Raw genomic sequence first — 24,410 nt, 5'->3', positions numbered from 1 at the left:
CGGCGCGTTCGGCGCTTGGCGGCACCGTAGTCGGCGCTCTCCGGCGGGGTTGCGCCAAGATCGGCGCGCCTTCCCGCCGCTCTTCCCGGCAACTTCTGCGCACCCCCTGGACATGCCGTCCGGTCCGTGCTGTCATGCCGGTTGGCATCGCTCTTTCCAACGTTGGAAGAACATGTACCGGATGCCCCGAGGCGCCCAGGAGGCCCCGCATGCCCCTGAACCGCAGGCACTTCGTCACCACCGCGCTGACCGCCGCGGGAGCCGGCGCCCTGCCGCTGGCGTTCCCCGGCGCCGCGCAGGCCGGCACCCCGCAAGCAGACGGCGCGCAGAACGCCGGCGCCACCGCCACCGCACGGGTCGCCCCGGCGCGCGGCGGGCTCTACGCACCCAACGCGGCGCCGCTGGCCCCCACCGCGTTCCTCCGGCTGCCGCCCGGCGCGGTCACCGCCCACGGCTGGCTGGACGGTCAGCTGCGCCAGCAACTCGCCGGGCTCTGCGGCCAGTACGCCGCCACCTCGCACTTCCTGGTGATGGCGAACAGCGGCTGGGCGCACCCGCAGCTCGCCGGCTGGGAAGAGGTCCCGTACTGGCTGCGCGGCTACGTCGACCTGGCCGTGCTCACCCAGGACGCCACCGCGCTGGCCGCGGTGCGCCGGTGGATCGACGCGATCGTGGCGACCGCCGCCTCCGACGGGTTCTTCGGACCCACCGCACTGCGCACCTCGCTCGGCGGCGGCCCGGACTTCTGGCCGTTCCTCCCGCTGACCTGGGCGCTGCGCAACTGGCAGGAGTACAGCGGCGACAGCCGGATCATCCCGCTGCTCAGCGGCTTCTTCCGGTTCATGAACGCGCAGGGCCCCTCGGCCTTCAACCAGAGCTGGGTCTCGGTGCGCTGGGGCGATGGCCTGGACACCGTCTACTGGCTCTACAACCGCACCGGCGACGCCTCCCTGCTCAGTCTCGCCGACAAGATCCACGCCAACGGCGCCAACTGGGTGAACCACCTGCCGTCGCTGCACAACGTCAACATCGCCCAGGGCTTCCGCGAGCCCGCGCAGTACGCGCTGCGCTCCCCGTCCACCGCGCTCACCCAGGCCGCGTACCAGAACTACACCTCGGTGATGACGAGTTACGGGCAGTTCCCGGGCGGCGGCTTCGCCGGCGACGAGAACGCCAGGCCCGGCTACGGCGACCCGCGGCAGGGGTTCGAGACCTGCGGCATCGTCGAGTTCATGGCCAGCCACGAGCTGCTCGGCCGGATCACCGGCGACCCGGTGTGGGCGGACCGCTGCGAGGAGCTGGCCTTCAACTCGCTTCCCGCCGCGCTCGATCCGTCCGGCAAGGCGGTGCACTACATCACCAGCGCCAACAGCGTCGACCTGGACAACACCACCAAGACCGAAGGGCAGTTCCAGAACGGCTTCGCCATGCAGGCGTACCTGCCGGGTGTCGACCAGTACCGCTGCTGCCCGCACAACTACGGCATGGGATGGCCCTACTTCACCGAGGAGCTGTGGCTCGCCACCCCCGACAACGGACTGGCCGCCGCGATGTACGCGCCCAGTTCGGTCACCGCCAAGGTGGCCGACGGCACCGCGGTCACCGTCGCCGAGACCACCGACTACCCCTTCTCCGACACGGTCACCCTCACCGTCACCACCCCCAAGGCGCTGGTGTTCCCGCTGTACCTGCGCATCCCCGGCTGGTGCACCGCCCCGCAGGTCACCGTCGCCGGAGCCGCGGTGAGCGCCGCCGCCGGCCCGTCCTGGACGGTGGTCAACCGCACCTGGCACAGCGGCGACACCGTCGTCCTGAAGTTCCCGCAGAACACCACCCTGCGCACCTGGCCGGGCAACCACGGCGCGACCGCCGTCGACCACGGCCCGCTCACCTACGCCCTCAACATCGGTGAGAACTACGTGCAGACCGCGGGCAACGCGCAGTTCCCCTCGTACGAGGTGCACGCGACCACGCCGTGGAACTACGGGCTCGCCCCCAACGACGGCACCTGGACCTTCGTGCGCGGCAGCGGACCGGTGCCCGCCAACCCGTTCACCCACGACGGCACTCCGGTGAAGATCACCGCGCCGGCCCGGAAGATCGCCGAGTGGCAGGCCGACGGGCAGCACGTGGTCACCCCGCTGCAGGACTCGCCGGCCCTCAGCACCGCGGCCGTCGAGACGGTCAGCCTGATCCCGATGGGCGCCGCCCGGCTGCGGATCTCCGCCTTCCCGACCGTCTCGACCTCCGGCCACCAGTGGAGCCACACCGCGGACTACCAGAAGATCCGCAACAAGAACTCCGGCAAGGTCATGGGCGTCGACGTGATGTCGACCGCCAACAGCGCCCACGTCGTGCAGTTCGACGACAACGGCACCGCCGACCACCAGTGGCAGCTGATCGCCAACGGCGACGGCTGGTACCGCATCCGCAACCTCAACTCCCAGAAGGTGCTGGGCGTCGACCTGATGTCGACGGCCAACAGCGCCCAGGTGGTGCAGTTCGACGACAACGGCACCGCCGACCACCTGTGGCAGCTGGTCGACAACGGCGACGGCTGGTACCGCATCCGCAACAAGAACTCCGGCAAGGTGCTCGGCGTCGACCTCATGTCGACCGCCAACAGCGCGCCGGTGGTGCAGTACGACGACAACGGCACCGCCGACCACCTCTGGCAGTTCTTCAGCTGAGCCCCGCCCCGGCGCCCCACACCCCGTAGACCCCCGCAGTTCCCCGCGCAAGTCCCCGCCGCAAGCCCCCACTCCCTTCGCGACCAGGACGGATCCCCCCACCGTGACCTCCGACGAGTCCCGCGTGCCCGCACACCCCGAACCCGGCCCCGCATCCGGCCCAGGACCCCGCCCCGGCCGGCGCGACATGCTCAGGTGGACCGCCGCGTTGACCGCGGCCGCCGCCGGCGGCGGCCTCTTCACCGCCGGTCCCGCCCGAGCGGCAGCCCCCGCCGCCGCAGCGCCGGGCGCCGCCGTGCCCGCCGCCTCGACCTTCGCGCCCCTCCGGCCGCCCGCCGTCCCGCTGGCCGTGCGCTCCCCGTACCTCTCCACCTGGCTGCCAGGCGACAACCTGGCCGGCAGCTGGCCGACCTTCTGGACCGGGCACATCACCGCGCTGTGCGGCCTGGCCAGGATCGACGGCGCCGGTTACGTCTTCGCCGGCGCGCCCTCGGTGCCCGGCACCACGCTGACCACGATGCAGCAACTCTCGCTGCAGCTCACCGCCACCCGCTCGATCTACACGCTCAGCGGCGGCGGCGTCACCCTCACCGTCACCTTCTTCTCGCCCGTCGACCTGGGCAACCTCCAGCGCCAGTCGGTCCCGCTGTCGTACGTCACCGTGCAGGCCGCGAGCAACGACGGGCGCGCCCACACCGTCGACCTCCACCTCGACGTGTCGGGCGAGTGGGTGCACGGCGACACCTCGACGCCCATCACCTGGGCGCAGACCCAGGCCGGCGCCATGACCGTGCTCAGCTGCCAGCCGGCGAGCCCCGGCGTGCTCGCGGAGAACGGCGACATGGCGTCGTGGGGCCGCATGGTGCTCGCCGCCCCCACGGCGGGACTGACCTGGCAGATCGGCCAGGACACCGTGCTGCGGGCCGCGTCGGCCGGCTCCGGGCGGCTGGCCGGGAGCGTGGACGCCGGCCAGCCCCGCGCGATCAGCGACCGGTGGCCGGTGCTCGGCCTCAACCGCGACCTCGGCACCGTCAACCCCGGGACCGCGTCCGCGGAGTTCACCGCGGTCCTCGGCCACGTCCGCACGCCGGCGGTCAGCTATCTGGGCAGCCAACTCCAGCCCTGGTGGACGCGGTTCTGGGGCTCGTGGACCGACATGGTCAGCTGGTTCGGCGCCGACCACGGCGCCGCGCTCAGCGCCGCCACCGCCCTGGACCAGCGCATCCACGACGACGCGGCCGCCGCGGTCGGCGGCGGCGCCACCGGCGAGCACTACGCGGCGGTCTGCGCGCTCGCGCTGCGCCAGGCGGTCGCGGGCACCGAGCTGGTGAGCAGGAACGGCAGCCCGTGGGCGTTCCTGAAGGAGATCTCCTCCGACGGCAACATGTCCACCATCGACGTCACCTACCCGGCGTTCCCCGCCTACCTCTACCTCTCCCCGGCGTACCTGCGGCTGCTGCTGGAACCGCTGCTCGACTACGCCGAACACGGCGGCTGGCCCAAGGAGTTCGCCGAGCACGACCTCGGCTCCGGCTACCCCAACGCCACCGGCCACAACGACGGCAACGAGGAGGACATGCCGGTCGAGGAGTCGGCGAACACGCTCGTCATGGCGGCGGCCCTGCTCCAGCGGCTGCCCGCCGCCGACGCGGCGTCCTTCGTGCAGGCGCACTACGCGATCCTCAAGCGCTGGGCGGACTACCTCGTCGCGAACGCCCTCGACCCCGGCTACCAGAACCAGACCGACGACTTCACCGGCTTCATCGCGCACAGCGCCAACCTCGCCCTCAAGGGCATCGTCGGCATCGGGGCGATGGGCGTCGTCGCCGCCGTGGCGGGCAACACCGCGGACGCCAAGCACTACACGACCACCGCCCGCGGCTACATCAGCCGCTGGACGTCGCTCGCCGAGGACTCCTCCGGCAGCCACCTCAAGCTCGCCTACGACCAGGACGGCACCTGGAGCCTGAAGTACAACGGCTTCCCCGACCGGCTGCTCGGCCTCGACCTGGTGCCCACCGGCACCGCCGCGCGGGAGGCCGCCTGGTACTCCTCGCACGCCGGCGCCAACGGCGTCGTGCTCGACCCGCGCAACGACTACACCAAGGGCGACTGGGAGGTGTGGACCGCGGCCTGGCTGGCCGACCACGGCGCCACTCGCGACGCCCTCGTCAACGGCGTCTTCGCCTTCGCCAACAGCACCCCCCAGCGGGTGCCGCTCAGCGACTGGTACGTGGTCGCCACCGCGGCGCAGCGCGGCTTCCAGGACCGGCCGGTGGTCGGCGGCATGTTCGCGCTGCTGCTGAAGCCGGCCGGCTCCACCGTCGCCTGGCACCGCATCCAGAACCGCAACTCCGGGAAGGTGCTGGCGGTCTCCGGCATGTCCCTCGCCGACAGCGCGGAGGTCACGCAGTACACCGACAACGGCACCGCCGACCACGTCTGGACGCTGCTCGACAACGGCGACGGCACCGTGCGCATCCAGAACCGCAACAGCGGCAAGGTGCTCGCCGTCCACGACCAGAGCACGGACGACGGCGCGCACGCCCAGCAGTACCAGGACAACGGCACGCCCGACCACACCTGGCGCTTCGTCGACAACGGCGACGGCTGGTCGAAGATCGTCAACGTGCGGTCGGGCAAGGTCCTCGCGGTGGACGGCATGTCCCAGGCGGACAGCGCACAGGTCACCCAGTGGACCGACAACGGCAGCGCCGATCACCTGTGGCGGCTCATCTGACACCGCCCCCGAGCACCGGCACGAAGCGCGAGTGGGCGCGCGCGAGTGCCGGGAAGGGCGCGTGGCGGCCGGCCCGCGGCAAGCACAGGCCGGCCGCCACGCGCCCGCACGTCAGCCCGGTGCCGGGCCGGGAACCCCCGGCCCGGCACCGGGCTCAGCCGCCGGTGAGCGCGGCCCGCGCGCAGGGCCCGCAGCCCCCCGGCGGATCGCAGCCCAGGCTGCGATCGCTCTGCACCTGCTCGACGCCGCGCACCGCCGCCTCGTCGTACCCGCCGGTCGCCGGCAAGCGCGCACGCACGTGCGACCGCTCAGTACAGCGGCGGCGGCGCCGGGATCGGCGACGGCTCCGGGGTCGGCGGGACGGGCTGCGGCGTCGGCGAGGGCGGCACCGGGCCGGGACCGGGGCCGGGCGGCACCGGCTCGGGGCCGGGCTGCGGCGTCGGCACCGGATCGGGCGCAGGACCGGGCACCGGGTCCGGCACGGGCTGCGGTCCGGGCGCCGGAGAAGGATCGGGACCCGGTGCGGGCTCGCCCGGCCCCAGCGGCGCGGGGTGCGTGGGGAAGGGTTCGGGTGTCGGCTCGGTCATCGCGTTCTCCGGTCCTTCTGACGGGTCGGGCGCGCCGGGAGCACCCGGCGCGTCGGGCTGCTCGGGCGGCCGGGGCGCCTCGGGCGGTCCCCGTGCGGCGCCCCCGCGCCCGGACCCCTGCACTCGTACCCGGTCGGCGCGCCCCCATGCCGCGCCGTCCCGTGGAGCGCTTTCCCACCTGACCGCGCCCGTGGACCGGGCTGCGGACCGGGCTGCGGACCGGCCGATGCCCCGGCCCACGACCCGCCCGGCGCGGCCACCGTGAAAGCGAGGCAGGGAGACAGCCGCCCCACCGGGTGGATAATGGCAGCAATGCCGATATATCCGGCCGTGCGCGGCCCGACCCCCGGAACAGGCGGATGACAGCTCCCCAGCGCCCGGAGCGCGGCTACGACCCTCGCGTGGGGCTCTCCTCGTCGAGGCGGAGCGGCACGCGCCCGCTGTCCATCGGCCCCGGGGACCGGCTCGCCATGAGCGGGATCGGGAGCTTCGACTGGGACCTCGACCAGGGCCTGCTCGACCTGGACGAGGTGGCCCTGGAGGTCTTCGACCTGCGGCCGGAGGAGTTCGACAGCCGCCCCGACACGATGGTGCTGCGGGTGACGCCCGAGGAGGGCGCCAGGATCGACGCGGCGCTGCGCAAGGTGCTGGACTCCGGCCGCCGCAGCTACGCCGGGTACTTCCAGGTCACCCGCCGTGACGGCGTCAAGCAGTGGACGCACACCCAGGGCACCGTGCTGCGCGACGAGCAGGGCGTGCCGCACCGGCTGGTGGGCATCGTGCGGGACGCCGGCGAGTCCGACCAGCCGCTCTCCCCGGACGGCACCCTCCCCGAGGCCGACCTGCGCAGCGTGTCCTCGATCCTGCAGGGCACCGCCGAGGCGCTCTCCCACGCGGTGACCGTGGAGGACGTGACCGCCGTGCTGACCGGGGCGGGCAGCCTGGCGCGGTTCGGCGCCGACGCGCTGGCGCTCGGCGTGGTGGAGCAGGGCAACCTGCGCATCGCGGTGGTCAGCGGCGCCTCCCCGATCGCCTTCAACAACGCGCGGGTGCGCAGGCTGGACCAGTCGCTGCCGCTGTGCGAGGCGGTCGTCACCCAGCAGCCCCGCTACTCGACCTCCTTCACCGAGCTGGCGGAGCGCTTCCCGCTGCTGCCGCCCTACCTGGCGGACACCGGGATCGACGCGGCGGCGTTCCTCCCGCTGATCGCCGAGGCCCGCTCCATCGGCGGGCTCGCGCTGTTCTTCCGCGGCCGCGAGCGCTTCACCCGCGAGCACCGGGAGCTGTGCGGCGCGCTGGCCGGCATCCTCGCCCAGTCGCTGCAGCGGGCCACCCTCTTCGACCAGGAGCGCGAGTTCGCCACCGGCCTGCAGTCCTCCATGCTGCCGCGGCACATCCCGCGGTTCGAGGGCGCCGAGGTCGCGGTGCGCTACCACTCCGCGTGGAGCGGCCGCGAGATCGGCGGCGACTGGTACGACGTGGTGGCGCTGCCGCAGAACCGGGTCGGGCTGATGGTCGGCGACGTCCAGGGCCACGACACGCACGCCGCCGCCGTCATGGGCCAGCTGCGGATAGCCCTGCGGGCGTACGCCGCCGAGGGCCACTCGCCCTCCACGGTGCTCGCCCGCGCCTCGGGGTTCCTCGCGGAGCTGGACACCGAGCGCTTCGCCACCTGCTCGTACGCCCAGGTCGACCTGGCCACCGGGACGGTGCGGGTGGCGCGCGCCGGGCATCTGGGCCCGCTGATCCGGCACAACGACGGCAGGACCGGCTGGCCGAACGTCCGAGGCGGCCTGCCGCTGGGACTGGCCACCACCCTCGACCTGAACGAGTTCCCCGAGACCCGGCTCGACCTGGTGCCGGGGGAGACCCTGGTGTTCTGCACCGACGGCCTGGTCGAGGAGCGCGGCCTGGACATCACCATCGGCATGGAGGCGCTCGCCGAGGTGGTGCGCGACGGCCCGCAGCGCCCCGAGCAGCTGGCCGACCACCTCGCGGACCACCTGTGGGAGCGCTGGGGGTCCAACGACGACGTGGCCCTGCTGATCATGCGGCGCGCCCCCGACCCCGGCACCCGTCAGGCGCCGCGCATCCACCAGTACGTGCACCAGGCGGACCCCGAGGGCCTGGCCGACGCGCGGTCCGCGCTGCGCCAGGCGCTGGCGGGCTGGGAGCTGGCGGAGATCGCCGACGACGTGGAGCTGGCCGCGGGCGAACTGCTGGTCAACGTGCTGCTGCACACCGAGGGCGGCGCGGTGCTCACCCTGGAGGTGCTCCCCGAACCGGTGCGCAGGGTGCGGCTGTCGGTGCAGGACCGCTCCAGCGTGTGGCCGCGCCGCCGGACGCCCGGCGAGGCGGCCACCTCGGGCCGCGGGCTGCTGATGATCGAAGCGCTCGCGCAGCGCTGGGGCGTCGAGCCGCGGGGCGACGGCAAGGCCGTCTGGTGCGAGTTCGGCCCCGCGGCCGACGCCGGGTCCGCGGTGCTCAGCCCACGGTGAGCGCGGTGTCGTCCACCACGAAGGACGTCTGCAGCTTGGAGCCCTCCACGCCGGTGAACCGCAGCGTGACCGTCTGCCCCGCGTAGCCGCTCAGGTCGGCGGTGTGCTGCTGGTAGCCCGACACCGCGTTGGCGTTGGAGTACGAGCCGACCGTGGCGAGCACCGTGCCCGAGGAGTTGAGCACCTGCACCTTCAGCGTGTCGTACGCGGTCGAGCCGGTCTCGGCGGTGTCGACGTGCAGCCAGTAGGACAGCGTCGCGGAGCAGCCGGCCGGGACGGCCACCGACTGCGAGACCGTGTCGGTGGTGGCGGTGCCGTATCCGTCCAGCCACGCCTTGTACGAACCGCTGTGCGCGGCTTCCTGGGTGGAGTTGTTGATCACGCCGCTCGATGCGGTCCAGGACGAAGTGCCGGACTCGAAGCCCGGGTTGAGGAGCTTCTGGCCGGGGGAGGCGCAGGTGCCGGTGCCGCCGGTGGTGGTGCCGCCGGTGGTGGTGCCGGTGGACGTGCCGCCGGTGGTGCCGCCGGTGCCGCTGCCGGCGAGCCACGCGGTGGCGTTCAGGGCGAGCGCGGCGTCGGTGCCGGCCGGGTCGTTCCAGCCGTCGTAGAGGGTGTTGCCGGACTGGCCGGTGCCGTCGTCGGCCGGCGAGCTGTCGCCCCAGATCGCCACCCGGCCGCTGCCGAAGGAGCTGGTGACGAAGAAGGCACCGGTGTTGCCGGAGTAACCGGTCCGGTACAGCAGGCCCTTGACGTTCGGGTTGTCGCCCGGCTTGAGCGTGAAGGTGGTGCCGTCCCGCAGGATGCTGCCGGTCACCGCGCCGAACGGGCCGTGCAGCACCGGGTTCGAACTGTCACTGATCGCCCGCGGGTTGTCGGTGCTGACGTCCAGCAGGTCGACGGAGAAGCCGAACGGGTCGGTGTTGTCGACGCCGTTGCTCGTCAGCAGGTCGTTGACGACGCACGGCGAGTCGCAACCGTCGTTGTTGCGGTCGCTGTTGTTGTGGTCGGAGATGATGAACAGCCCGCCGCCGTTCTGCACGAACGTCATCACCGCGGTCTTCTCCGCGGCGCTGAGCTTCACGTTCGGCTCGTCGATCACGAAGGTGTCGAACTTGCTCAGGTCCTGCGCGGACGTCCCCCCGTAGGTGATGGTCCTCCCCGACGGGAGGGTGTTCAGGACGTAGCCGCCGGACTTCTGCAGCGCCACGCCCCACGAGGAGAGCGCGCCGGTCCAGTCCGTCTCGGAGCTGGGCGTGGAGTCCTGGCCCAGCGGGTCCGGCTGGCTGGTGCTGATGATCCAGTCGGCGTTGCCGGCCGTCTCGGCCTTGGTGTTGTCGAAGAGCACGCGGTGGGCGGTCGCCGCGGCCGGCGCTACCCCGGCGGCGTGCCCGGCCGGGGCGGCCTGCGCGCTACCCGCGGCGAGTCCGGCGGCGCCCAGGGCGATCGCGCCCAGCGCCGCGGCGGCGCCGATCAGCACGCGGCTGTGCGGGGTACGGGTTCCAAGCATCCGTCAACCTCCAGGTGGGGGGCGGTCAGTGGGCGGGAGATGGCTGGTGCGGGAGCATTCTGCGCGCGTAGAACCTGGCTGCGGTGTGCCGTGCGTAACCAGACGGTGAACGCTGCCGGTCGGCTGGTGCGGCCGGTAGCGGAAGGTCTTCGCGGCGCGTTGCGCCGCCCGGGTGGCCGGGCGGACCGGCCGGACGCGGAGCCCTCGCGGCCCCGGCGGGTCGGGGGCAGGATGGGCGGGGAGCCGCATGCTCCCGGGCCGCGCGGGTACGCGGCCGGGTCGAGGGCCGGGTGCAGCGCCGGGTCAAGGGTCGCATCACCAGGAGGAACGCCATGCCGATCGCCACCGTGAACCCCGCGACCGGGGAGACCGTCAGGACCTTCGAGCCGCTGGGCGCCGAGGGGATCGAGGAGCGGATCGACCGGGCCGAGCGCACCTTCCGCGACTACCGCCGCACCGGGTTCGACTCCCGCGCCGCGCTGATGACGGCCGCCGCGGACCTGCTGGACAAGGAGCGGGACGACATCGCCCGGGTGATGACCCTGGAGATGGGCAAGACGCTGTCCGCGGCCCGCGCCGAGGCGGCCAAGTGCGCGAAGGCGATGCGCTGGTACGCGGCCAACGCCGAGCGGCTGCTCGCCGACGAGCACCCGGCCGAGGCCGACGTCGCCGACAGCGGCGCGCACCGGGCCTTCGTACGCTACCGGCCGCTGGGCGTGGTGCTCGCCGTCATGCCGTGGAACTTCCCGCTCTGGCAGGTCGTGCGGTTCGCCGCGCCCGCGCTCATGGCGGGCAACACCGGCCTGCTCAAGCACGCCTCGAACGTCCCGCAGACCGCCCTCTACCTCGGCGACCTCTTCCACCGGGCGGGCTTCCCGGCCGGCTGCTTCCAGACGCTGCTGGTCGGCTCCGGCGCCATCGAGGGCGTCCTGCGCGACCCCCGGGTGGCCGCCGCGACCCTCACCGGCAGCGAGGGCGCGGGCCGCGCGGTCGCCTCGGTGGCCGGCGACGAGATCAAGCCGACCGTGCTGGAGCTGGGCGGCAGCGACCCCTTCGTGGTGATGCCGTCGGCCGCGGACGAGCTGGACCACGCCGTGCACACCGCGGTCACCGCCCGGGTGCAGAACAACGGGCAGTCCTGCATCGCGGCCAAGCGCTTCATCGTCCACGACGCGGTGTACGACGGCTTCGCCGAGCGCTTCCGGCGGGCCATGGGCGCCCTGGTGGTCGGCGACCCGATGTCCGACCGCACCGACATCGGCCCGCTCGCCACCGAGCAGGGCCGCGCCGACCTGGAGGAGCTGGTCGAGGACGCGCTGGCGCGCGGCGCCCGCGCGCTGTGCGGTGCGGGCCGGCCCGAGGCGCTGCGGCACGGCTGGTACTACCAGCCGACCGTGCTCGCCGACGTCTCGCCCGCGATGCGCATCCACCGCGAGGAGGCGTTCGGCCCGGTCGCCACGCTCTACCGGGTGCCCGACCTGGACACCGCCGTCGCCGTGGCCAACGACACGCCCTTCGGCCTGAGTTCGAACGTGTGGACCCGGGACACCGACGAGCAGCGGCGCTTCGCCGCCGACCTGGAGGCCGGCGGGGTCTACTTCAACGGCATGACCGCCTCGCACCCCGCGCTGCCCTTCGGCGGCGTGAAGCGCTCCGGCTACGGGCGCGAGCTGTCCGGGCACGGGATCCGCGCGTTCTGCAACGTCACCACGGTCTGGTACGGGCGCTGACCTCAGCAGAACCATCCGTCCTGTACCCAGCCGTGCCGGTTGATCTGCCCGTAGGCGAACCCGTACACCCATGACCCGTCCAGCTGCTCCACCAGGAAGGTCTGCCCCCGGTAGAGGGTGCCGGTCCAGGCGCCGAGCGGCTGGGTCCTGACGTCGAGGTCCTGGGCGCAGACGGTCTCGCGCACCCCGACCCGGCCGTTCGCGGCCTGCGCGGGAGCGGCCAGCGCGACCAGGGCGGAGGCGGCGAGCACGGCGGCGGCCGCGGTCGCGGTCGCGGAGGCAGTACGCAGCATGGTGTGGCTCCTTGTGACGGTCCTGCGGTACGAGCGGGTGGCGCGCGCGGGGACGCGGAGGGGACGCGGTCGGGTGGCGGTGCCGGGACGAGGCGGATGGGGCGGGCGGCGGCGCGGCCCGCGGTCACCAGGAGTCGTAGCCGCCGATGCACTCGATCCGCAGGTAGCCCCAGTCGTTCGGGCCGTAGTCGAAGCTCGCGGCCCAGCCGTTGTAGACGGGGTGGGAGCCGGGGGTGTGGCCGATCTTGTCGCCGTACCCGAGCACGCGCTTGAGGCCGACCGGGCCGCTCGCGCTGTCGTAGTTGGCGTAGAAGCTGGCGCTCTGGCACACCACGACGGCGTGCTCGGGCGGCACCGCCGCCTCGGCGGCGGGCAGCAGGGCGGTGGCGATGGGGGCGGAGAGCACGCAGGCGGCCAGGAGGGTGCGGCGTCGTCTCATGTCACGTCCGGGAGTGAGGGGGGTGCCGGATGCTACGCGCGTCAACTCTAGAGGTCTGACGCGCCCCTGACAACTATCGAATGCCGGTGCGAGGGCGGCCTCCGGGAACCGCCCGGGGCCGCCCGCCGGCGCCATGACGCCGCGTCAGCCGGTGGCGGGATCGGGATCGGCCGCCGGCCCGTGCGCCGCGACCCGCAGCATGACCGTGCCGTGCGCCGGCACCGAGGCGCTGATCGCCCCCTCGGTGGTCGAGGTCTCCTTGGACCACAGGTCCTCGAGGGTGTACCAGGGCGCGCCGCCCAGCCCGACCGCCTCCGCGGTGGTGCTGATGGTGGCCGCCGAGCCGTTCTCGTTGGTGAGGGTGACCGCGCGGTCGCCGCCGGCCAGCGGCTTGGTCATCACGTCCAGGCCGCCGGCGTTCGACACCACCGTGCCCTGCCGGCCCAGCGGGTCCTGGTCGACCGCGATGACGTCGGTGTTCCTCAGGACGGCGAGCGTCTCGGCGCTCGCGGTGCGCAGGTCGCTGCCGATCAGCAGCGGCGCCGCCATCTCCGACCAGAGGCTGAAGTGGGTGCGGTACTCGGTGTCCGTCATGCCGCCGTTGCCGACCTCCAGCATGTCCGGGTCGTTCCAGGCGCCGGGCCCCGCGTAGGCGGCGAGCGGCTGGTTCTGGTGCACGATGCCGATCATCTTGGCCCACGTGTCGCCGATGTCGAGGGTGGTGCGCCAGGAGTTGCCGACGGCCGGCGCCCAGGTCCAGGGCTGGGTGCTGCCCCACTCGCAGATGCTGTAGAGGATCGGGCGGCCGGTGGCCTTCAGCGCGTCACCCATCGCCTGGTAGCGGGCCTGCGTCCGGGCGCTGTCGTCGAGTCCGGCGTTGTTGCAGTTGTCGTACTTGAGGTAGTCGACGCCCCACGACGCGAAGAGGTCCGCGTCCTGCTGCTCGTGGCCGAGACTGCCGGGGAAGCCGTTGCTGTCGCAGGTCTTGGTGCCCGCGCTGGTGTAGAGCCCGAACTTCAGGCCCTTGGCGTGCACGTAGTCCGCGACGGCCCTGATCCCGTCGGGGAAGCGCTTCGGGTCGGGGACCAGGTCGCCCGCGGCGTCCCGGCTCGGCAGCGCCCAGCAGTCGTCGATGTTGACGTAGGTGTACCCGGCGTCCTTCAGGCCCTCGGAGACGAAGAGGTCGGCGATGCCCTCGACCATGGCCTCGTCGAACTCCGCCCGGCAGTGGGTGGAGTTCCAGTTGTTGAAGCCCATCTGCGGGGTGCGGGCCAGTCCGTTGCCGACCGCCGCGGCCGGGGGAGCGGCGGCGATCTGCGCGCTGACGGCGGTACCGGCCAGCGCGGTGGCGCCGGTCAGGCCGCCCGCGGCGAGCGCCAGCGAGGCGGCCGACGCGGTCAGCCGGCGGCGGAGGGCGGACCCGGTGCGGCGCGCGGCGGCAGGGCCGCGCGGGTGACGGAGAGTGGTCGTGGGGGCGGGGCGCTGGTGCTCTGTGTGCGGCATGCGCGGCTCCGAGACAGTTGAATAGCGCACAATCCAACGGGGTCGAACGAAAGCGACCGCATCACGGCGTCACCACGCGACGCGTCGGTGACACGCTCGGCGGGCCGCCGCGGGAGACGGTTGAACGTGTGAAACCCGGGGCGATCCCGTCGCGCCGCCACCGTCCCGCGGTGTCGACCGACTCTAAGGTGAGCCGAGCGACGGACCGGGCAGCCCCGGCGGCGACGCGCCGAAGGGTGGGCCGGAGCAGTGAGATCGCCGAGAGCGGGAAAGGGCACGGGATGCCCGACGTACCAGAGCCCATGGTCAAGCTGGTCCGATGGACCGCCGAGCCCGCCGCCGCCCAGGTCCTGCGCTCCACCGCCGCAGCCGTCATCGCCTATCAGGTGGCGGTGTGGCTGCTGCCCCAGCCGGCTCCGCTGACCGCGCCGCTGACCGCCCTGCTGGTGGTGCAGGTGACCCTCTACTCCACTCTGCGCACCGGCATCAACCGGGTGAACTCGGTCGTGGTCGGCGTGCTGATCGCGGTCGGCTTCAGCGCGCTGCTCGGCCTGAGCTGGTGGAGCCTCGGCCTGATCATCTTCGTCTCGCTGCTGATCGGCCGGTTCGTGCGGGTCGGCGAGTTCGTCATCGAGGTGGCGATCAGCGCGATGCTGGTGCTCGGCGTCACCCAGGTGGCGAACACCGCCTGGGACCGGGTCTACGAGACGCTGATCGGCGCCGGCGTCGGCATGCTCTTCAACCTGCTGTTCGCGCCGCCGGTGTGGGTGTCGTCGGCCGGCGACTCGATCGACACGCTGGCCCGCCGGATGGCCGCGCTCTTCCGCGACATGGGCGGCGAGATCGCCGGGCACCTGCCGGTGGACCGGGCCGCGGCCCGGTTGCACGAGGCGCGCCGGATCGACCACGCCATCGTGGAGGTCGACGCCTCGCTGCGGCAGGCGGAGGACAGCCTGCGGTGGAACCCCCGGGTGCGCGAGGGGGTGCTCTCGCGGATCGTGCTGCGCACCGGCCTCGACACGCTGGAGATCTGCGCCGTCGTGATGCGGGTGGCCTCCCGCACCCTCACCGACCTGGCCAAGCACCGCACCGAGGAGTCGCTCTTCCCCGACGAGGTGGCGGCCGAGCTGCAGGACCTGTTCGGACACGTGGCGAACGCCATCCAGAGCTTCGCGGTGCTGATCACCAGTCAGGTGGCGGAGAACGCGGAGCAGGCGGAGGAGCGGCTCGGCCAGGCGCTGGCCGACAGCGCGGTCAGCCGCGACCGCACCGCCGATCTGCTGCTGACCGGGGTGCGGGAGCACCCGCGGCAGTGGCAGCTGCAGGGCGCGCTGCTGGCCGAGGTGGACCGGATCCTCGACGAACTCGCGGTGGACAAGCGCTCCGAGCGGCTGGTCGAGGAGCTGGACCGGTACGGCTCCGAGCTGAGCGAGCGCCACCCCCGGCTGCACCTGATCCGGCGGCGGCTGGCCGCGACCGCCGTGGTCCAGCGCACCTCGGCCCCGATGCGGGCCGCCCTCGGCCGGTCCAACGGGCGGTCGGAGGACTGACCTCCGGTCGCTCCCGCACCGCGCACACCCGAATCGATGCCGTCCCGGGCGTAGACGCCGCCGTAGCGCGTCTGTAACACTGCGCCAACATGCCTGCAAATTCTGAGCAGATCAGCGAGGGATTCGCATGGAGAAGCGCAACTTAGCTGGATCAACCCCGCACGAAACGGATTGTCGAGTAGTTCGTCTCCTGATCCTCCAGACCCCACGACACAGAGGGACGCCATGAGAACGAAGCGCTCCATCCCACGGCTGCTGGCGGGGGTGACCGCCGGAAGCCTGCTCCTGATCGGTGGTCAGGCCCTTCCGGCCATCGCCGCGGGAGGACCGAACGCGGCCGCAGGCAAGACGGCCGCGGCCAGCAGCACCAGCGGCGCGAACAGCGCGGCCCACCTGAACGACGGCAACCAGAACTCCTACTGGCAGAGCTCGGGCAGCGCCCTTCCGCAGTGGGCGCAGGTCGACCTGGGCGGCAGCCGGCTGATCGACCAGGTGCAGCTGAAACTCCCCGCCTCCTGGACCTCGCGCAGCGAGACCCTCGCGCTGCAGGCGAGCGACGACGGCACGCTCTTCGACACGCTGGTCGGTTCGGCCACCTACTCCTTCAGCCACTCCGCGGGGAACACCGTCAAGGTCTCCTTCCCCGCCTCCGTGGCCCGCTACGTGCGGGCGGACGTGACCGCCAACTCGGCGTCGAAGTCAGCCCAGCTGTCCGAGATGACGGTGCACGCCGCCGCGGCGTCCACCGTCAACCTCGCCGCCGGGCGCCCCACCGCCGAGTCCAGCCACTCCGACGTCTACCCCTCGGGGAACGCCGTCGACGGCAACGCCAACACGTACTGGGAGAGCGCCAACAACGCCTTCCCGCAGTGGCTGCGCGTCGACCTCGGCTCCGCGGTGCCGGTCAACAAGGTGGTGCTCAAGCTCCCGCCGGCCACCGCCTGGGCCACCCGCACGCAGACCCTCGCCGTGCAGGGCAGCACCGACGGGCAGAACTTCTCCGACATCGTGCCCTCGGCCGGATACGTCTTCGACCCGGCCACCGGCAACACCGTGACGATCACCTTCAACCAGGCCACCACCCGGTACCTGCGGCTGAACGTCACCGGCAACACCGGCTGGCCGGCCGGCCAGATATCCGAGTTCGAGGCGTACGGGCCGACCACCGGCGACACGCAGGCGCCGACCGCGCCCGCCGGCCTGGCGTACACCCAGCCCGCCTCCGGCCAGATCAAGCTGACCTGGAACGCGTCGACCGACGACACCGGCGTGACCGGGTACGACGTCTACGCCAACGGCACCCTGCGCACCACGGTGGCCGGCAACGTGCTGACGTACACCGACAGCCAGCCCGACACCGCGACGGTGACCTACACCGTCAAGGCGCACGACGCGGCGGGCAACCAGTCGGCGGCCAGCAACAGCGTGACCCGCACCGGCACGTCCGGTGACACGCAGGCGCCGACCGTGCCGGGCAGCCTGGCGTACACCCAGCCCGCCTCCGGCCAGATCAAGCTGACCTGGAACGCGTCGAGCGACAACACGGCCGTCACCGGCTACGAGGTCTTCCGCAACGGCGCCCAGATCGGCACCACCGCGGCCAACGTGCTGACCTACACCGACAGCCAGCCGGACAGCGCGACCGTGTCGTACTTCGTCCGGGCCAAGGACGCCGCGGGCAACGAGTCGGGCAACAGCAACACGGTGACCCGCAACGGCACCACGCCGCCCCCCAACGGCACCAACCAGGCGCTGGGCAAGCCGATCACCGCCACCTCGACGGTGCAGAACTTCGTCGCCGCCAACGCGAACGACGGCGACACGAACACCTACTGGGAGGGCAGCGGCACCAGCTCGCTGACCGTCCAGCTGGGCGCCAACGTCGACACCAGCCAGATCGTCGTCAAGCTCAACCCGAGCAGCGCGTGGGGCCCGCGGACCCAGACCATCGAGATCCAGGGCCGCGAGCAGAGCGCGTCGGGCTTCACCCAGCTGGCGGCGCCCAAGAGCTACTCCTTCGACCCGGCCTCCGGCAACTCGGTGACCATCCCGGTCACCGCGCGGGTCGCCGACGTCAAGGCGATCTTCAGCTCCAACTCCGGTGCGGGCGGCGGCCAGGCGGCCGAGCTGCAGGTCATCGGCGTTCCCGGGCCGAACCCCGATCTGACGGTGAGCGCGCCGACCACCTCGCCGGCGGCGCCGGTGGAGACCGACCCGGTCACCGTCAGCACCACCGTGAAGAACTCCGGCACCAACGCCTCGGCGGCCACCAACGTCAACTTCTACCTCGGCACCACGAAGGTCGGCACCGCCAACGTCGGCGCCCTGGCGGCCGGCGCGAGCAGCACGGTGTCGGCGAGCATCGGCGCCAAGGACGCGGCCACCTACCAGCTGACCGCGAAGGTCGACGAGGCCAACACGATCGTCGAGCAGAACGAGACCAACAACAGCGCCACCTCCACCCTGGTGGTCAAGCCGGTCGACACCTCCGACCTGGTGGCCGCGCCGGTCGCCTGGTCGCCCGGCAACCCCTCCGCGGGCAACAACGTCGCCTTCTCGGTGGCGATCAAGAACCAGGGCACGGTCGCCTCGGCGAGCGGCGCCCACGGCGTCACCCTGACCGTCGCCGACGCCACCACCGGCGCCGTGGTCAAGACGCTCACCGGCAGCTACAGCGGCGCCATCGCCGCCGGAGCCACCACCAGCCCGGTCAACCTGGGCAGCTGGACCGCGGTCAACGGCAAGTACACCGTCAAGACGGTGATCGCGGTGGACGCCAACGAGCTGTCCCTCAAGCAGGCCAACAACACCAGCAGCCTGTCGCTCTTCGTGGGCCGCGGCGCCAACATGCCGTACGACTCCTACGAGGCCGAGGACGGCGTCCTCGGCGGCGGCGCGACGGTGCTGGGCCCGAACCGCACCATCGGCGACCCCGCCGGTGAGGCGTCCGGCCGCAAGACCGTGCACCTGGCGGCCAACGGCGCGTCGGTCTCCTTCACCACCCGCAACAGCACCAACACCCTGGTGACCCGCTTCAACATCCCGGACGGCACCGACTCCACCACGCTCGACGTGTACGTGGACGGCACCTTCCTCAAGACGATCACCCTGTCCTCGAAGTTCAGCTGGCTGTACGGCGACGAGGCGAGCCCGAGCAACTCGGCCGGCTCCGGCGCCCCGCGGCACATCTACGACGAGGCCAACGTGCTGCTCGGGACCACCGTCCCGGCCGGCCACACCATCAAGCTGCAGAAGGACGCCGCGAACACGGCGGCCTACTACAACATCGACTACATCAACCTGGAGCAGGCGACCCCGGTCGCCAACCCGGACCCGACCAAGTACGTGGTGCCGGCCGGCTTCACCCAGCAGGACGTGCAGAACGCGCTGGACACCGCCCGCCAGGACACCACCAAGCTCGGTGTCTACCTGCCGGCCGGCGACTACGCGACGGCCAACAAGTTCACCGTCTACGGACGGGCGATCAAGGTGGTCGGCGCCGGTCCCTGGTTCACCCGCTTCTCCACCCCGCAGGCCCAGGAGAACACCGACGGCGGGTTCTCCCTCCAGTCGGGCTCCGACGGGTCGAGCTTCACCGGCTTCGCCTTCTTCGGCAACTACACCAGCCGGATCGACGGCCCCGGCAAGGTCTTCGACCTCACCGGGATCGGCAACCTCACCATCGACAACCTGTGGATCGAGCACACCATCTGCGGGGTCTGGGGCACGAACGTCGACAACTCGACGATCACCAACCTCCGGATCCGCGACACCTTCGCGGACGGCGTCAACCTGACCAACGGCAGCAGCGGCAACCTGGTCAGCAACGACGAGGCCCGCTCGACCGGCGACGACAGCTTCGCGCTGTTCCCCGCCATCGACAACCACAACGAGCAGGAGACCAACAACACCTTCCAGAACCTCACCGTGCAGACGGTGTGGCGCGCGGCGGGCCTGGCGGTCTACGGCGGCGGCGGCAACAAGTTCAGTAACCTGTACATCGCCGACAGCCTCACCTACCCCGGCATCACCGTGGGGTCGCTGCAGTTCGGCGGCATCCCGGCGCTCGGGTTCGAGTCGAGCCCGCAGACCACCTTCGACAACATCTCGCTGGCGCGCGACGGCGGCCACTTCTGGGGACAGCAGTCGTTCCCGGCGCTGTGGATCTTCTCCGCCGAGTTCAAGCTCCAGGGGCTGCGGTTCAGCAACATCGACATCACCGACCCGACGTACTCGGGGATCATGTTCCAGACCAAGTGGAGCGGCAGCACCTCGCTCAACCCGATCACGGACACAGTGTTCACCAACGTGAGCGTGACCGGGGCGCACAAGAGCGGCGACGCCTTCGACGCCAAGTCCGGATTCGGCCTGTGGGCCAACCCGCAGCCGGAGACCGGCCAGGGTCCCGCGGTCGGCTCGGTGACCTTCAACGGACTGCGCGAGAGCGACAACGCGGTGGACATCCAGAACACCACCACCACGTTCACCATCACGGTCAACAACTGACCCCGAGGCAGGAGGAGATCAGCTCTCCGAACTGAACAGCGCCAGGGGCGTGCCCGCGTTCGGCAACTGAACGCGGGCACGTCCTGCTGCCCACGTATCGGCCGACTCCGGGCGAAAAGGATTCAGTTGGTGAACGCGGGGGGTTGACGCGGCATTGGTCTAGTCCTACCTTCGCCGGTGCGCCCCACAGCCACGACGGCGTTCTCCGTTCACTCCGCTGAACACATCAGGGAGCGAGCGGGGCCCGGCCGCCCGCCCACGGAAGGCCTCCCCCACATGAGAAGACCCCGCATCGGCCGCAAGGGGCTCGTCGCCCTCGTCGCGGCCCCCGCACTCGCCGCCGGCGTCCTGCTGGCCACCGGCGGCACCGCACAGGCCGCCGCCAACGCCGGCCCCGGGTTCCCCGCGCAGTACGCGGCCCCGTACGCGGAGGTGTGGAACTCGCCCAGCGCGCTGACCACCGTCCGCAACGCCACCGGCCTGAAGTACTTCACCCTCGCCTTCGTCATCGACGGCGGCGGCTGCAACGCCACCTTCAACGGCGACACCTCGATCACCGACGCGAGTTGGACCTCGGCGATCAACAGCCTGCGCTCGGCTGGCGGCGACGTCATCGCCTCCTTCGGCGGCGCGTCCGGCAGCGAGGAGGCGCTGGCCTGTACGTCCGTCTCCGCGCTGGAGACCCAGTACAAGCGGGTCATCGACGGACTCAACCTGACCCGGCTGGACTTCGACATCGAAGGCGGCGCGCTGGACAACACCACCGCCAACGACCGCCGCAACACCGCGCTGGCCGCGCTGCAGCAGCAGTACGCGGCGGCCGGCAAGAAGCTCGACATCGACTACACGCTGCCGGTCGACCCCAGTGGCCTGGAGTCCAACTCGCTCAGCCTGCTGAACAACGCCAAGAGCCACGGCCTGAACGTCAACCTCGTCAACATCATGACGATGGACTACGGCTCGGCGATGGACATGGGCAACGCCGCCATCAGCGCCGCCCAGGGCCTGCACACCCAGCTCGGCCAGATCTGGAACACCAAGACCTCCGCCCAGCTGTGGGCGATGGAGGGCAACACGCCGATGCTCGGCGTGAACGACACCACCAGCGAGGTCTTCTCCACCTCCGACGCCCAGGACCTGGCCAACTTCGCCAAGACCAACGGCATCCAGGAGCTGTCCTTCTGGGCCCTCGGCCGCGACAAGGCGTGCGCCAGCAACGGCCAGCTCTCCGACTCCTGCAGCGGCACCTCGCAGTCGGCCTGGCAGTTCTCCAGCATCTTCAACGGCATCACCGGCAGCGGCGGCGGTGGCACCACCCCGCCGCCGAGCGGCGCCACCGGCCCGGTCCGCTCCGGATACGCCAACAAGTGCGTCGACGTCGCCGCGGCCGGCACCGCCAACGGCACCGCGGTCCAGCTCTACGACTGCAACGGCACCACCGCGCAGAACTGGACGGTCGGCGCCGACGGGTCGCTCCAGGCCCTCGGCAAGTGCATGGACGTCGCGTCGGCCGGCACCGCCAACGGCACCAAGGTCCAGCTGTACGACTGCAACGGCACCGCCGCGCAGAAGTGGCACAAGTCCGGCAGCACCCTGGTGAACGACGGCTCCGGCCGGTGCCTGGACGCCACCGGACCCAGCTCGGCCAACGGCACCCGGCTGCAGATCTGGGACTGCGCCGGCGGCACCAACCAGCAGTGGACGCTGCCCTCCTGACGGCGTGAGGAGCCGGGGCCGGGCGGGGGGTTCGCTCCCGCCCGGCCCCGGCGCGTGCGCGGGAGTGCGCGCCGGAGTGCGCCCGGGTGGTGCGGACGCGTCCGCGGTGCAAGAGCTTCCAGCAAGCGCTGCAAAAAGGCTACAGAATCTCGGTATTAACGGATGCGTGGTCGCCGGAGATCGGACGGCGCATCCCGTCCGGGCGTTGCGGGAAGGTAGCCGCCGCCTTCGCCGTTCACAGTGGGCACAGGAGTGAACACAGTTGCGACCGGACGTACGACCGGCCACCCCACGGGAGACTCGATTGAACACCGCGGAACTGCTCGCCGACGCCTTCGGGCGAATCCAGAAGACCGTGCACGGCGCGGTCGAGGGACTGACCCCCGACGAGATCGCCGAGCAGATCGAGCCGGGCGCGAACAGCGTCGCCTGGCTGCTCTGGCATCTCGCCCGGGTCCAGGACGACCACGTCGCCGACGTGGCCGGCCGTGACCAGGTCTGGACGACGGAGGGTTGGGAGAAGCGTTTCGGCCTGCCGTTCGAGGCCGCCGCCACCGGCTTCGGCCACGGCTCGGAGCAGGTGGCCGAGGTCCGGGTGCCGGACCCGGCGCTGCTCACCGGATACTACGACGCCGTCCACGAGGCGACGCTCGACTACGTCAGGGGGCTGTCCGACGAGGACCTCGACCGGGTGGTCGACACCCGCTGGGACCCGCCGGTCACCCTCGGGGTCCGCCTGGTCAGCGTGATCGACGACGACATCCAGCACGCGGGCCAGGCGGCCTTCGTGCACGGCGTGCTGCTGCGCAGGCGCTGACCGGCCCGATCGCGCCGCCCTCCCCACCCGGACGATGCTAGAGTTACTTAACCTAAGTTAAGTAACCGCAGCCCGGGTGGGGAGCAACGGCCACATGGCGACCGAAGACGAAGCGGCGACACGAATACCGCGCAAGGCCCCGCGCTTCGACGCAGGCCACCCGCACTACAAGTGGATCGCGCTCTCCAACACCACGCTCGGCATGCTGATCGCCACGATCAACTCCTCGATCGTGCTGATCTCGCTGCCCGCGATCTTCAACGGCATCGGCCTCAACCCGCTCGAACCCGGCAACGTCAGCTACCTGCTGTGGATGCTGATGGGGTACATGCTGGTCACCGCGGTCCTGGTGGTCACCCTCGGCCGGCTCGGCGACATCCTCGGCCGCGTCAAGATCTACAACGCCGGCTTCCTGATCTTCACCGTCACCTCGGTGATCCTCTCCGTCGACCCGATGCACGGCGGCGGCGGAGCGCTCTGGCTGATCGGCTGGCGCGTCGCCCAGGCCGTCGGCGGCTCCATGCTGATGGCCAACTCCGCGGCGATCATCACCGACGCCTTCCCGGCCCGCCAGCGCGGCATGGCCCTGGGCGTCAACATGGTCGCCGGCATCGCCGGCTCCTTCCTCGGCCTGGTCCTCGGCGGCCTGCTCGCCGAGTGGAACTGGCGCTCCATCTTCTGGGTCAACGTGCCCATCGGGCTGATCGGCACCGTCTGGGCCTACCGCTCGCTGCACGACACCGGCATCCGCCGCCCCGCGAAGATGGACTGGTGGGGGAACGTCACCTTCGCCGTCGGCCTCACCGCGCTGCTCGCCGGCATCACCTACGGCATCCAGCCCTACGGCGGCCACACCATGGGCTGGACCAACCCGTGGGTGCTCGCCGGCCTCATCGGCGGCGTGCTGATGCTGGTCCTCTTCTGCCTGATCGAATCCCGGGTCGCGGAACCGATGTTCCCGCTCGCGCTCTTCCGCAACGCCTCCTTCGCCGGCGGCAACGCGGCCACCCTGCTCGGCTCGATCGCCCGCGGCGGCCTGCAGTTCATGCTGATCATCTGGCTGCAGGGCATCTGGCTGCCGCTGCACGGCTACGACTACGCCGACACCCCGCTGTGGGCCGGCATCTACCTGCTGCCGCTGACCGTCGGCTTCCTCGCCGCCGGGCCGGTCGCCGGCGCCCTGTCCGACCGCTACGGCGCCCGGCTGTTCGCCGCCGCCGGCTTCGTCGTGATGGCCGGCTCCTTCGCCGGACTGCTGCTCATCCCCACCGACTTCAGCTACTGGGTCTTCGCGGTGGTGGTCTTCCTCAACGGCCTCGGCGGCGGCCTGTTCGCCGCGCCCAACACCTCCGTCATCATGGCCAGCGTCCCCGCCGAGGCGCGCGGCGCCGCCTCCGGTATGCGCGCCACCTTCCAGAACGCCGGCATGGTCCTGTCCATCGGCGTCTTCTTCTCGCTGATGGTGGCCGGCCTCGCCGGATCACTGCCGCACACCCTCAGCTCAGGACTGACCGCCCAGGGCGTGCCCGCGGCCAACGCCCACCAGATCGCGAACCTGCCGCCGGTCGGCACGCTCTTCGCGGCCTTCCTCGGCTACAACCCGATCCAGCAGCTCCTCGGCCCCGACCTGCTCGCCAAGCTCCCCGCGGGCAACGCGCACACCCTCACCGGACGGCAGTTCTTCCCCCACCTGATCTCCGGACCCTTCCACGACGGCCTCGTCGTGGTGTTCTCCCTGGCGATCGTGATGTCCTTGGTCGCGGCGGCGGCCTCGCTGGTCCGCACCCGCAAGGCCCACATCGAGCAGGACTGAGACCGTACGACCCCGGAGGCG

General features: G+C 71.8%; 14 protein-coding genes and 1 pseudogene. 9 read left to right on the top strand and 6 right to left on the bottom strand.

Annotated elements, in window-relative coordinates; translation table 11 throughout:
- The first annotated feature begins 209 nt into the window (after positions 1 to 209).
- The gene (locus tag V2S66_RS12510; RefSeq protein WP_330794724.1) at positions 210 to 2,690 is read left to right on the top strand and encodes an RICIN domain-containing protein; all 2,481 of its coding nucleotides are present in this window, start codon (positions 210 to 212) and stop codon (positions 2,688 to 2,690) included.
- Positions 2,691 to 2,793: 103 nt separating this feature from the next.
- Positions 2,794 to 5,430, top strand: coding sequence for a glutaminase domain-containing protein (locus tag V2S66_RS12505; protein WP_330794723.1), 2,637 nt, complete (start codon positions 2,794 to 2,796; stop codon positions 5,428 to 5,430).
- Between the two features lie 154 nt (positions 5,431 to 5,584).
- Here the strand turns inward: V2S66_RS12505 and V2S66_RS12500 are convergent, their stop codons facing one another.
- Positions 5,585 to 5,728: a hypothetical protein gene (locus V2S66_RS12500; protein ID WP_330794722.1), complete on the bottom strand. Its 144-nt coding sequence runs from the start codon at positions 5,726 to 5,728 to the stop codon at positions 5,585 to 5,587.
- A gap of 10 nt (positions 5,729 to 5,738) precedes the next feature.
- Entirely contained in the window at positions 5,739 to 6,017 is a 279-nt protein-coding gene (locus V2S66_RS12495) for a hypothetical protein (RefSeq protein ID WP_330794721.1), read from the bottom strand.
- Positions 6,018 to 6,487: 470 nt separating this feature from the next.
- Between V2S66_RS12495 and V2S66_RS12490 the strand changes: the two genes are divergently transcribed.
- Positions 6,488 to 8,515: a SpoIIE family protein phosphatase gene (locus V2S66_RS12490; protein WP_330794720.1), complete on the top strand. Its 2,028-nt coding sequence runs from the start codon at positions 6,488 to 6,490 to the stop codon at positions 8,513 to 8,515.
- Here the strand turns inward: V2S66_RS12490 and V2S66_RS12485 are convergent.
- Positions 8,502 to 10,022 (bottom strand): hydrolase, encoded by a 1,521-nt coding sequence (locus V2S66_RS12485; protein WP_330794719.1) that lies wholly within the window; start codon positions 10,020 to 10,022, stop codon positions 8,502 to 8,504. The two genes, V2S66_RS12490 and V2S66_RS12485, sit on opposite strands and share 14 nt — an antisense overlap.
- Before the next feature lie 332 nt (positions 10,023 to 10,354).
- Between V2S66_RS12485 and V2S66_RS12480 the strand changes: the two genes are divergently transcribed.
- Complete coding sequence (locus V2S66_RS12480) at positions 10,355 to 11,752, top strand: NADP-dependent succinic semialdehyde dehydrogenase (protein ID WP_330794718.1); 1,398 nt, start codon at positions 10,355 to 10,357, stop codon at positions 11,750 to 11,752.
- A gap of 2 nt (positions 11,753 to 11,754) precedes the next feature.
- On the opposite strand, the gene V2S66_RS12475 is transcribed toward V2S66_RS12480, so the two are convergent.
- The 3 genes and pseudogenes from V2S66_RS12475 to V2S66_RS12465 all read right to left on the bottom strand — a co-directional run.
- Entirely contained in the window at positions 11,755 to 12,045 is a 291-nt protein-coding gene (locus tag V2S66_RS12475) for a hypothetical protein (protein WP_330794717.1), read from the bottom strand.
- 124 nt (positions 12,046 to 12,169) lie between these two features.
- Positions 12,170 to 12,484: a hypothetical protein gene (locus tag V2S66_RS12470; protein WP_330794716.1), complete on the bottom strand. Its 315-nt coding sequence runs from the start codon at positions 12,482 to 12,484 to the stop codon at positions 12,170 to 12,172.
- Between the two features lie 153 nt (positions 12,485 to 12,637).
- Positions 12,638 to 13,987: pseudogene (locus tag V2S66_RS12465) on the bottom strand (glycoside hydrolase family 27 protein); the annotation flags it as partial.
- A gap of 281 nt (positions 13,988 to 14,268) precedes the next feature.
- Between V2S66_RS12465 and V2S66_RS12460 the strand changes: the two are divergent.
- The 5 genes from V2S66_RS12460 to V2S66_RS12440 all read left to right on the top strand — a co-directional run bounded on the left by V2S66_RS12460 (position 14,269) and on the right by V2S66_RS12440 (position 24,389).
- Entirely contained in the window at positions 14,269 to 15,537 is a 1,269-nt protein-coding gene (locus V2S66_RS12460) for an FUSC family protein (protein ID WP_330794715.1), read from the top strand.
- 225 nt (positions 15,538 to 15,762) lie between these two features.
- On the top strand, positions 15,763 to 20,043 hold the full coding sequence (locus tag V2S66_RS12455) for a discoidin domain-containing protein (protein ID WP_330794714.1): 4,281 nt from the start codon (positions 15,763 to 15,765) through the stop codon (positions 20,041 to 20,043).
- A 276-nt stretch (positions 20,044 to 20,319) separates the two neighbouring features.
- Complete coding sequence (locus tag V2S66_RS12450; protein ID WP_330794713.1) at positions 20,320 to 21,759, top strand: ricin-type beta-trefoil lectin domain protein; 1,440 nt, start codon at positions 20,320 to 20,322, stop codon at positions 21,757 to 21,759.
- 304 nt (positions 21,760 to 22,063) lie between these two features.
- Positions 22,064 to 22,576: a mycothiol transferase gene (locus tag V2S66_RS12445; RefSeq protein ID WP_330794712.1), complete on the top strand. Its 513-nt coding sequence runs from the start codon at positions 22,064 to 22,066 to the stop codon at positions 22,574 to 22,576.
- Positions 22,577 to 22,670: 94 nt separating this feature from the next.
- Positions 22,671 to 24,389 (top strand): MFS transporter, encoded by a 1,719-nt coding sequence (locus tag V2S66_RS12440; protein WP_413966375.1) that lies wholly within the window; start codon positions 22,671 to 22,673, stop codon positions 24,387 to 24,389.
- Positions 24,390 to 24,410: the final 21 nt, after the last annotated feature.

It is taken from the genome of Actinacidiphila polyblastidii (assembly GCF_036353415.1).
GTDB classification, from domain to species: domain Bacteria; phylum Actinomycetota; class Actinomycetes; order Streptomycetales; family Streptomycetaceae; genus Actinacidiphila; species Actinacidiphila polyblastidii.
Note: the sequence above shows the minus strand (reverse complement) of the source record. Positions and strands in the feature narration are given on the sequence as shown.